Annotated in this window: 12 protein-coding genes; 4 read left to right on the top strand and 8 right to left on the bottom strand. The window is 65.2% G+C overall.

The window, feature by feature from the left end; all coding sequences use genetic code 11:
* The 4 genes from ACLL97_RS18985 to ACLL97_RS18970 all read left to right on the top strand — a co-directional run.
* Positions 1 to 990, top strand: a 990-nt coding sequence (locus ACLL97_RS18985) for a hypothetical protein (protein ID WP_411282047.1), incomplete at its 5' end; no start/stop codon positions are given.
* Positions 990 to 1,127, top strand: coding sequence for a hypothetical protein (locus ACLL97_RS18980; protein WP_411282046.1), 138 nt, complete (start codon positions 990 to 992; stop codon positions 1,125 to 1,127). The genes ACLL97_RS18985 and ACLL97_RS18980, both read left to right, overlap by 1 nt.
* Before the next feature lie 75 nt (positions 1,128 to 1,202).
* Positions 1,203 to 1,616 carry a hypothetical protein gene (locus ACLL97_RS18975; protein WP_411282045.1) on the top strand — a complete coding sequence of 138 codons (414 nt, stop codon included), beginning with the start codon at positions 1,203 to 1,205 and terminating at the stop codon, positions 1,614 to 1,616.
* Positions 1,617 to 1,647: 31 nt separating this feature from the next.
* Positions 1,648 to 2,085, top strand: coding sequence for a hypothetical protein (locus tag ACLL97_RS18970; RefSeq protein WP_411282044.1), 438 nt, complete (start codon positions 1,648 to 1,650; stop codon positions 2,083 to 2,085).
* Between the two features lie 12 nt (positions 2,086 to 2,097).
* Here the strand turns inward: ACLL97_RS18970 and ACLL97_RS18965 are convergent, their stop codons facing one another.
* The 8 genes from ACLL97_RS18965 to ACLL97_RS18930 form a co-directional block, all read right to left on the bottom strand.
* Positions 2,098 to 2,739, bottom strand: coding sequence for a cyclase family protein (locus ACLL97_RS18965; RefSeq protein ID WP_411282043.1), 642 nt, complete (start codon positions 2,737 to 2,739; stop codon positions 2,098 to 2,100).
* Positions 2,740 to 2,769: 30 nt separating this feature from the next.
* Positions 2,770 to 3,576: a tryptophan 2,3-dioxygenase family protein gene (locus ACLL97_RS18960; RefSeq protein ID WP_411282042.1), complete on the bottom strand. Its 807-nt coding sequence runs from the start codon at positions 3,574 to 3,576 to the stop codon at positions 2,770 to 2,772.
* A gap of 28 nt (positions 3,577 to 3,604) precedes the next feature.
* Positions 3,605 to 4,327, bottom strand: coding sequence for a bacillithiol biosynthesis deacetylase BshB1 (gene bshB1 / locus ACLL97_RS18955; protein ID WP_411282041.1), 723 nt, complete (start codon positions 4,325 to 4,327; stop codon positions 3,605 to 3,607).
* An 80-nt stretch (positions 4,328 to 4,407) separates the two neighbouring features.
* Positions 4,408 to 5,895: a protoporphyrinogen oxidase gene (gene hemG, locus ACLL97_RS18950; protein WP_411282040.1), complete on the bottom strand. Its 1,488-nt coding sequence runs from the start codon at positions 5,893 to 5,895 to the stop codon at positions 4,408 to 4,410.
* Between the two features lie 3 nt (positions 5,896 to 5,898).
* On the bottom strand, positions 5,899 to 6,900 hold the full coding sequence (gene hemF / locus ACLL97_RS18945) for an oxygen-dependent coproporphyrinogen oxidase (protein WP_411282039.1): 1,002 nt from the start codon (positions 6,898 to 6,900) through the stop codon (positions 5,899 to 5,901).
* Positions 6,897 to 8,024 carry a uroporphyrinogen decarboxylase gene (gene hemE / locus ACLL97_RS18940; RefSeq protein WP_411282038.1) on the bottom strand — a complete coding sequence of 376 codons (1,128 nt, stop codon included), beginning with the start codon at positions 8,022 to 8,024 and terminating at the stop codon, positions 6,897 to 6,899. The genes hemF and hemE overlap by 4 nt, the downstream gene beginning before the upstream one ends.
* A complete protein-coding gene (hemA, locus tag ACLL97_RS18935; protein ID WP_411282037.1) occupies positions 8,021 to 9,424 on the bottom strand; it encodes a glutamyl-tRNA reductase in 1,404 nt (467 codons plus the stop codon). Before hemA ends, hemE begins: the two co-directional genes overlap by 4 nt.
* A 25-nt stretch (positions 9,425 to 9,449) precedes the next feature.
* Positions 9,450 to 9,951 (bottom strand): lycopene cyclase family protein (locus ACLL97_RS18930; RefSeq protein ID WP_411282036.1); only part of this gene is annotated, 502 nt, incomplete at its 5' end.

Below are 9,951 nucleotides of genomic sequence, written 5' to 3'. Positions count from 1 at the left end.
GTGGGCACCCGGCTGGCGTTCGATGCCGCCAAAGGGCGCCTCTGGGTGGTGTGCCGTAGCTGCGACCGGTGGAATCTCTCGCCGCTCGAGGAGCGCTGGGAGGCCATCGAGGCCATGGAGCGCCGCTTCCGGGACAGCCGGTTGCGAGTCAGCACCGACAACGTGGGACTGGCCCGGCTCAAGGAGGGCGTCGACCTCATTCGCATTGGGCAGCCACAGCGTCCGGAGATGGCGGCGTGGCGATATGGCGACCAATTCGGGCGGCGTCGGAACCGGCAGATGCTGATCACCGGCACCGTCGTCGGCAGCGCCGTGGCCGTCGTGGGTGGTATCATGGCGCTGGGGGTGGGCGTGGGTGGCTTCGCCGGCGTCTACGCGAACCCCGGCATCTGGGACGCGCTCGTGAACGGACGGCAGAGTGTGTCGATCGGCAAGATCGCGCTGCCCGATGGTCAGCTGGTTGACGTGCAGCGCAAGCACGCGCGCATGAGCGCCCTCGAACGTGGTGCCGAGGGTGGCCCGCTGCATCTGCGATTGGAGTCGGTGGCGGGAACGCACCTGCTGCTCGGCGATGCCGCCATGAAAGCGGCGGCGCGACTGCTGCCGACGGTGAATCGCTTCGGCGGCTCGCGTACGCAGGTGCAGGAGGCCGTGTCGCTGCTCGAAGAAATCGGTGATCCGTCGCGCGTGCTCACTTCGGTGCAGCAACGCGTAGGCGCTACCGCGAGCGATACGCAATGGGGTGTCGGCAAGGGACACAAGCGAAACCACGTGCATAAGCTCCCCGGTACCCTCCACACGCTCACGCCGCGCGATCGACTCGCGCTCGAGATGGCGCTGCACGAGGAAAGCGAACGGCGCGCGATGGATGGTGAACTCGCCGCGCTCGAACTCGCGTGGGCCGAGGCCGAGGAGATCGCGAAGATCGCCGACGACATGTTCCTGCCGGCGTCGATGAACGATCAGCTCGAAAAACTACGGGATCGCTGATGTACTCCACGTGCATCCACTGCCGGAAGTCGCTTGGCGCCAACGAGGCGATCGGAGCGCTGCCCATCGGGCGCCGCATCGTGTTCGATGCGCGCCATGGTCGGCTCGAGGTGGTGTGTCGCGCGTGCGAGCGCTGAAACCTCACGCCGTTCGACGAGCGATGGGAAGCCATCGAGCAGAGTGAACGCGCCGTTCGTGATGCAGCGGTGCGCGTGAGTACCGCCCACCTCGGACTCGCGCGCCTGGCCAATGGCACGGAACTCGTGCGCATCGGTGAACCGCAGCAGCCCGAATTTGCGGCGTGGCGCTACGGAGATCAATTCGGACGGCGCCGTGTGAAGGCAATCGCCACAGGTGTCGGGGTGACGGCCGCCGCCGGTTTGATCGTAAGTGGTGCCGTAACCAGTGGCATCGGGCTCGCCGCCCGCGCGCCACTGGTGCCCGTCGCGAATATGATAAGTCTGTTGTCTGCCGTGGGGATGGCGCAGAAGCCGATCGACCATCCCGACGGCGGCCGCTTCGTGCCCATCGGCAACCCGCGCATCGTGCCCACCGATCGTGCCCAGCGATCGTGCCGCCGGATGGGCCATCGATATCGGATACGCCGCGCGCTATCACGGCCCTGATCCGACCGTACAGAACGGTGGCTACTAAGGGATGATGCGTCGGCAGGACGGCAAGAATGAACTCGGTCGAGTGCAGCTGCACGGTGCTGACGCGATCCCCTTGCTGCGTCGCCTCAGGCCGCTCATCAATCGTGGCGGCGCGCGTCGCACCGTGATCACCGACGGCGTCTCGCGCATCGAGCACGCGGGCGGCCCTGAGCGCTTCGGCAAATGGGCCGCCGGTATGCGCCGCGAATGGGCCGCCAAGAGTACCTACGGCGACACCGGCGATCTCTCAGCGATCCCGGTAGCCGCGCGCCTCGCCTTCGAAATGGCGATCAACGACGACGCCGAACGTCAAGCGCTCGATGGAGAACTGGCGTCATTCGAACGCGCGTGGGCCGAGGACGAGGGCATCGCCAAGATTGCCGATGCCTTGCTGCTTCCGGCGTCCATCACGGCGCAGTTCGATCGGATCAAGAAACCGTAGTCGGCGAGCGTTCTACGTATCCCGCACCGCTCGCAGCAAGGCCCGCACCGGAGCCGCATCCGCGCCGTGCACGGCGAGCGGTTGCGCCAGCAATTCGTAGCGCCCGACCGGCACGCGATCGAGCGCGAGATTCTCCAGCACGAAGGCGCCGCCACCAAAGATCACATGGTGTACCGGCAACTCCGTGCTCGACCGACGATCGACACTCGGCGCATCCACGCCCCACAGCGTCAGCCCGTGCTGCACCAGCCACGTCGCCGCATCGGCAGTCAACGCCGGCCACGTGTCTGGAAACACACCAGCCGCCACGGAGTGCCCAGTACGTACAATCACGCGTGACGGCACGTGCGCACCCAATAGCGATTGCAACAGCGGAATCGTGATGTCGCGCGCCGCATCGAAATGCGCCGGCAACGCCACGAACTGCACTTCACCGACGAACACGGAGGCCGGTAACGACTCCGACGCCGGCCACGACGACTGCACATGCAACGGCGCATCGGCGTGCGTGCCCACATGCGCACTCGTGGACAGCACGCCAAGGTTCACACTACTGCCGTTCTCACGTCGGCACGTCCACCCGCACGAGAACCCCACGTCGTCCGGCCACGGCGGCGTGCTGACAGAAAACGGGATACTGATGTCGTAGAACATGACTACTCCATACCCCCGCCTCCGTACCCCCTACTTCGCTTTCCCATAGAACTGCGACCGCACCGCCCACAGCTCCGGGAAAAACCGATGGCTCACCGTGCGCGACAGATACTTCGCACCAAGCGTGCCGCCCGTGCCGAAGGTGCCGGGGCCGATGATACGCTCCACCAACTGCACGTGCAGGAAGCGCCACCGGGCGAATCGCTGCTCGAACTCCAAGAGCCCCTCCACCAGCAGGAACAGCGGCGTCGGGCCAGGGCCCATGTACAACTCGGCGAGGTCCATCTTCTCGTGTTCAATCAGCGCCAGCACCAACGACTGCAGCACGGGACGCGCCAGCGCCTCCTTCACTACCGCGGGCGGCTCTCCGTGCTCCGTGATCGCGGCCAGAAAATGCGGGTCGCGCAAGCCGGCGGTCGCTTCGATCGCGCGGAACTGCGCACTCTGTGAGCCACTGCTTGAACCCAGGTAGCCACGAAACTGCGCGAAGCGTTGTGGCGGCAGCGTATCGAGTGCCGTGAGCTGTTGCGCGACGATTTCGGTGAGCACATTCACGCGCTGCACCGCCAGCAGCGCTCGCATCGTATCGAACGCTTCGAGCGCCGTGATCATCGTGTCCATTTCGTGGCGCAGCACTTTGAACCACAGTTCACTCGCCTGATGCACCACGATGAACAGCAATTCGTCGGGATGCTCCGGCGACGATTGGAGTGTTTGGAGTTCCAGCAGCTCAGGCAAGCGCAGGTAGCTGCCATAGTCGATGCCGGACGCGCCGTGGCCGTGAGCGCCGTGGCCGTGAGCGCCGTGTGGCGATTGATCGGGGGCTGCTGCACTCATGGACGGTGCTGTCGGAGGGGAGACGTACTCAGAACGTGGCGACGCCAAGTGTCGTGACGTCGTCGATCTGCATGGTTTCGTCGGTGTAGAATGGCTCGCCGTACTGCACGCGGATCAGCGAGCCGTAGTGCGCCGCCTGATGCGTGACGATGTCGTACAGCGGCTCTCCATTCGGATACACTTCGCCGGCTTGCGTCGTCCCGTCGAACTGGGAGCCGTAACACTTGATCGCGTCGAGTTTGCGCGCGAACTGCGCACTGATGTCGACCACGAACGACGGCTTCATGACGTCCTCACGGTACGTCACCACGTGCAGCAGTTTGAACGGACGAAATGCAGGATCACTCCCAGGCTGGTACTTCGCAAGGCCACTCAAAAAGCAGGCGTCGCGCGCCAGCTCGGTGGTGCGGCGATGGTCGGGATGCCGACCGCGCGGTGCCGGAATGATCACGACCCGTGGACGTAGCCGACGCAGTACCTGCACCAACCGGCCGCGCGTCTCGTCGGTGTTGCTGATCCCGGCGTCGGGCAGCTCGAGATTCTCACGCACCTGCAGCCCCATCACGCGGGCGCCGGCGGCGGCCTCGGCGGCACGGAGCTCGGCGGAACCCTTCGTGCCCATCTCGCCCTGGGTGAGATCGAGCACACCCACCCGATGGCCAGCGTCGACCGCCTTGATCAGCGTGCCGCCGCAGGTGAGTTCAGCGTCGTCGCGATGCGGCGCAATACAGAGGAGATCGAGTGCCAGCATGAACTGACGCTACCCGATCACCGAGCTGACGGCAACCGCGGATCAGCCCCGTCGTTCGTCGGCGCGACGGATGAACCCTGTCAGCCCGCTCGCGTGAGGTACCGCGCCACCTGACCGGCAATCTGCTGACCGCTGGCCACGCAATCGCCCACCGACACGCCGTTCCGGTAATTGCCCGCCAGGTAGAGCCCGGGATTGCTCAGCTCCATCTCATTGGCCGCATCCTTCACGGCCTGATAGCCCACCGTGTACTGTGGAATCGCGCGCGGCCAGTACACATGCTTGGCGAAGATCGGTTCCCCGCGCACGCCTAACAGCTGGCGGAGGTCGATCAGCACGCGCTCCACCAGCAGGTCGGTGTCCTCGCGAGCGCGCTCCGGCATGCGGGTTCCACCCACGAAACAGGTGATCGCCACATGGCCCTCGGGGGCCCGCGCGGGGAACAGCGACGAACTGAACAGTGCACCGAGAATGCTGCGCTTCTCCTTCGAAGGGATCAACATGCCGAAGCCGTCCAGCGCGTGTGTCACCGCGGCCCGTTCGAAGCCCAGCGTCAGCGCACTCATTGGCGGATATTCCACGTGCTCCACCAGCGTGGCATGCCTCCGCAGCTCTGCCGGAAGCTCCATCGCCGCCAGTACGTGCGCCGGTGTCGCCATGACGACCGCATCGACCGTTCGCGAGCGCGAGGCCCCGTCCTGTCCCGCGTCCACGACCCAGTGGCCTTCGTTGCGGTGCAGCAGGCGAACGGGGCATCCGAGGCGCAGTGTGCCCACCAGCGACGCTTCAAGCGCGTCGGTAAGGGTCTGCATCCCATCCACAAAGGAAATCAGTCTGGCACGCGTCGGTGCCGCCGCCGACAGTGGCTCGTCGTCTAACGCCGGCACGCTGTCCGGCCCATTCGCGGGCGCCGTGGGCATTCGTCCACGCGTGGCCATGAGACCGGCCGACAGCGATCCATACTTCCGCTCGAGATCGAACACTCGCGGGAAGGCGTGCATCATGCTCAGCGTTTCCGTATCACCCGCGAAGATTCCCGAAATGAACGGATCCACGGCATAGTCAAGCACCTCGTGCCCCAGTCGTCGCCGCACGAATGACGCCACCGATTCGTCAGCATCGGTGGCGCGGGTGCGCACCAGCGGTTCCAGCAGCACGCGCAGCTTTGCCTTCAGCGAGAAGAGTCGAGTGCCGAACATGGCGGGCGGCGTCATCGGGAACGACTGCAACATGCCGTTACGCACGATGTAGCGGCGGTTGGCGTTGGGATTCGCTTCCACGACGTCGTCCTGCAAGTCGAGTTGCGCAATCAGCGCTTCAACCGGGGCCGATGTCACGAAGGAATTGGGGCCATGCTCCGCCAGAAAGCCATCGGTGTGCGACGTGCGAATGGCACCGCCGGCATGACCGCTAGCTTCATACAGAGTGACATTCACCCCGCGTCGCCGTAATGCATACGCGGCGACGAGTCCGGTGATGCCGGCTCCTACGACCGCGACCGACCGATGGTCGCCGGGGGTCTGTTCGGAAGGCGGCACGATGTCGCGATGGTCAGCGAGGACTGGCATGAATCATTCTCCGGCGACGGCCGTGACCCAGTCGCGGGGCTCCAGCATCCGCACCAGTCGAGCCTCGAAGGAATCGGGGGTGTAGCGTGGGGCATACTGCCACATCGCCAGCGGCGGCAAACTCATGAGGACGCTCTCTACGCGCGCGTTCGTCTGCAAGCCGAAGATCGTTCCACGATCATGCACGAGGTTGAACTCCACGTAGCGACCGCGACGCACCAGCTGGAACTCGCGCTCCGCTCCGTTGAACGCTTCGTCTCGGCGACGATCCACGATCGGCTCATACGCGTTCCGCAATACGCGGGCCACGTCGCTCACGAACGCCTGTACGCCCTCGTGGTCGATGCCGTGCGATGCGTCGTCGGGACGCAGATGATCAAAGAAGATGCCACCGATACCGCGCGCTTCATTCTCGCGATGCACGTTCACGAAATACTCGTCGCACCACTGTTTGAAATCCGGATAAAACCGCGTGTGATGGCGATCGGCCATGTCGCGCAGCGCGCGGTGGAACGTCACACCGTCTTCCACATGCGGATAGAACGGCGTGAGATCCGTACCGCCGCCAAACCAACTGTCCGTCAGATGGCCGTGCTCGTCGGTCAGCTCGAAATAGCGAACGTTGAGATGCACCGTGGGGATCTTCGGACTACGCGGGTGCACCACCAAGCTGACGCCCGTCGCAAAAAAATGCGTCGCGCCGGTTGCCGCGCCCTGTCCACCAAGTCGCCGAGCCGCAAGCTCAGGCAGTTCGCCCATCACGGCCGAGCGGTTGATGCCGGCCTTCTCGAACGTGACGCCATCGCTCATCACGCGGGCCACACCACCACCGCCGCCTGGACGCTCCCAGCGGTCTTCCGCGAACGTTCCACCACGATCGAGACGACCGAAGAACGAGGTCAGTTCGTCATGCAATCCGGCGATCCACCGGGTGGCGTCCGCGCGACGCGTCGCCACCACCGGGGCCGCGCTTGGCACGTCCGTGGGGAACACCGCCGCGCTCATCGCCGCTCCGCCAGCTGGTTCGTCCACGCTGCCGGCTGCGTCTGCGCGATCGAGATCTCCTCGTCTGTCCATTTCCACTCCTTCACGGCCTCGATAAACGCGCGCGCGTGATCGGGTGAGACATCCGGGAGGATCCCGTGTCCGAGATTCGCAATGTGCCCGATCGGACCGAACGCTCGGATCATCGCATGTGTGCGACGTCGAATGTCGGCCGGCGGACCATACAACGCGCACGGATCGAGATTGCCCTGCATCGCCACCCGGAACGGATCGAGCTGGCGACGCGCATCCATCGGCGATGTGTGCCAGTCCACCCCGATCGCGTCGGCATTCGTGGCCGCCGCGATCTCCGCCAGCGCCCAACCGGCGCCCGGCGCAAACACGATCACCGGCGCACCCGCTTCACGCGCCTTCTGCGCGCACCGCGCGAGATACGGCAGCGCAAAGGTGCGGAACTCCTCGGGACCGAGGGCGCCCGCCCACGATTCGAACAGCTGCACCACCTGCGCGCCGGCTCCGACTTGAGCCACGAGATAGTCTCCCACGGCATCAGCAATCTTGCCGAGCAACGCGTGCGCCATCTCGGGGTTTTCGTACAGCATGCGCTTGGCGACGGCGAACTGCTTGGTGCCTTTCCCCTCCACCATGTATGCCGCCAGCGTCCACGGCGAGCCGGCGAATCCGATCAGCGGGACTTTGCCATCGATTTCGCGCCGGGCCAGCTTCAATGCGTCGAGGACGTACTTGAGATGCTCCGGCGGATCGATCGCGTGCAGCTGGTCGAGATCCTTCAGCGAGCGGAGCGGGGAAGGGAACTGCGGGCCAACGCCTTCATCGAGCGTAAGGTGCATGCCCATCGCTTCCGGGATCACCAGGATATCGCTGAAGATGATCGCCGCATCCACACCGACCAGATCCAGTGGCTGCAGCGTGACTTCGACGGCAAGTTCGGGCGTCCGGCACATGGTGAGGAAGTCCGACTTCGCGCGGACCGCGCGATACTGTGGCAAATACCGTCCTGCCTGACGCATCATCCACACCGGCGGGCGCTCCACGGCTTCACGCCGAAGTGCACGCAGGAGCAGATCATTCGTCGGCGACGACGGGACGGGCGTAGCACTCACGTGAACTGCTCCGGGGAAAGAATCAGCGACGAACGACGTTCGCGGGGCGCCACGTGCTGCACAGGGGCGTGCGGCGCGGGCGGTTGCTCTACGACAGGCGGGGGGGCGACGGCGCGCGGTGTCCGGATGGTGCGGGGCTCCGGGGCCGTCGCCGGTGAGAACATTTCGAGCAGCATCAGCGCCTGCGCGTCGAGCGGTTCGCCGCGCTGCACGGCACGCCGCAGCGCCGCCATGGGGCCCGCCAGCAGCTTGGCCACGATACGCGACGCGGCCCGCTCGGCGACGCCAGCGTCCTTCGACGCGAACGCGACTTCCCGGCGCGCCACATCCTCGAGCGCCGCCCGTAGTGGCCTGATCGCGTCGCGGGCCGGCATGTTTGCGATCCAGTCCATGAACGATGCGATCTCGTCCTCGCAGATACCGTTCGCCAACGGGACCGCGTCGCGGCGCATCGTCTCGGCGGTGAGAATCGGCTGGTGCAGCGTGTCGAGATCGACCAGCGTAATGCCGGGCTGCTCCGTGACGCGCGCGTCGATGTTGCGCGGGAGACTGAGATCCATGAGCAGTAGGGCGTACCCCACGGCCGCACAGGCCTCGCGCGCGTGCTGTAGTCCGCCCGCCGTCAGCACCGGGACTTCGCTGCCCGTGGCCACGATGACCACATCCGCCATCGCCGCTTCCACATGCCGCGTCTCGAACGGGGCGGCCCGACCACCGACAAACTTCGCCAGCTCCTGCGCGGTCTCGAACGTGCGGTTCACGATCACCAGATCGCGCGCGCCAAGCTTGTGCAGCTGCTTGGTAGCCCGAGCGCCAGTCTTGCCGGCACCTACCACGAGACAGCGCGCATTCTCAAGATTGCCGAAACGCTGGTTGGCCGTGATCGCCGCTTCGGCTCCGACCGAATTGCGGCCAGCGGCCAATGAAGTCTCGGTCTGCACGCGCTTCCCCGCGCGCAGAGCCGTTTCGAACAGGCGATGCAAGACCGGACCGGCCGAATGCCCGCGCGACGCACGCTTGTACGCGGCCTTCAGCTGCCCCAGAATCTGTCCATCGCCGAGCACCTGCGATTCGAGTCCGGCGGCGATACGCACCACATGACGCGCCGCGTCCTCGCCGAAGCGGCGTGTAGCCGTCTGCAACAGCTCATCACCTTCAAGTCGCGTGCGCATCCATCGACGCGCCAGCGTTTGCACGGCTCGGTCGACGACCTTCGGTTCGTCGCTGTCCACCCATGCGTACAACTCGGTTCGGTTGCAAGTGGAGATCAGCGCCGCTTCGGTGACAATTTCGCTTCTGGCCGTACGATACAACTGCGTGAGACGTTCTTCCGACAGGTGGAAGCGCTCACGAGTGGCGACGTCGGCCAGACGAAAATCGATCGCAATCGAAATCAGCATCGGAGTGCGGACTCGGGGGTGGTGCTCACGCGGTCGCGAGACCGGTCAAATGCGCGAGATTCTTGAAGAAGATTCTCACATGGGCGAGTGGCTTGGCCTTCACCAGCTGCTTGTTCATGTAGCCGTCAAAGGTGAGTTCCTGCACATCGCGGTCACGACAGATCGCCACGAAACGCTCGCGACGGTTGTCGTTACGATACCAGAATGTTTGCATGATGTCGAGCACCGCGAACACCGGTCCGTGCAGGCGCATGAAGCGCCGACGTGCTCGGCGCAATGCTTTCGGATTGCCGGTCACCAAGGCGTCCAACACCGCGTCAGCGGCAAAGCGACCGCCGGTCATCGCGTAGAAAATCCCTTCTCCACTGGCTGGTGCAACCACACCGGCCGCGTCCCCCGCCAAGACCACGTCGCGGCCGTTATCCCATTGCGGCAGCGGCTTGATCGGGATCGGCGCCCCTTCCTTTCGGATCGTCTCCAGCGTGTCGAGGCCAGTTTCCCGACGCAGCTTGGCGACCGCATCTTTG

Origin of the sequence: Gemmatimonas sp., from assembly GCF_046594945.1 — a bacterium.
Classification (GTDB): domain Bacteria; phylum Gemmatimonadota; class Gemmatimonadetes; order Gemmatimonadales; family Gemmatimonadaceae; genus Gemmatimonas.
This window is presented reverse-complemented; position numbering and strand designations above follow the sequence as displayed.

Coding starts and splice junctions, on each gene's coding strand:
- ACLL97_RS18965 (WP_411282043.1), bottom strand. CDS start 2,739: ATGTTCTACGACATCAGTATCCCGTTTTCTGTCAGCACGCCGCCGTGG.
- bshB1 (WP_411282041.1), bottom strand. CDS start 4,327: ATGCTGGCACTCGATCTCCTCTGTATTGCGCCGCATCGCGACGACGCT.
- ACLL97_RS18970 (WP_411282044.1), top strand. CDS start 1,648: ATGATGCGTCGGCAGGACGGCAAGAATGAACTCGGTCGAGTGCAGCTG.
- ACLL97_RS18960 (WP_411282042.1), bottom strand. CDS start 3,576: ATGAGTGCAGCAGCCCCCGATCAATCGCCACACGGCGCTCACGGCCAC.
- ACLL97_RS18980 (WP_411282046.1), top strand. CDS start 990: ATGTACTCCACGTGCATCCACTGCCGGAAGTCGCTTGGCGCCAACGAG.
- hemA (WP_411282037.1), bottom strand. CDS start 9,424: ATGCTGATTTCGATTGCGATCGATTTTCGTCTGGCCGACGTCGCCACT.
- hemG (WP_411282040.1), bottom strand. CDS start 5,895: ATGCCAGTCCTCGCTGACCATCGCGACATCGTGCCGCCTTCCGAACAG.
- hemF (WP_411282039.1), bottom strand. CDS start 6,900: ATGAGCGCGGCGGTGTTCCCCACGGACGTGCCAAGCGCGGCCCCGGTG.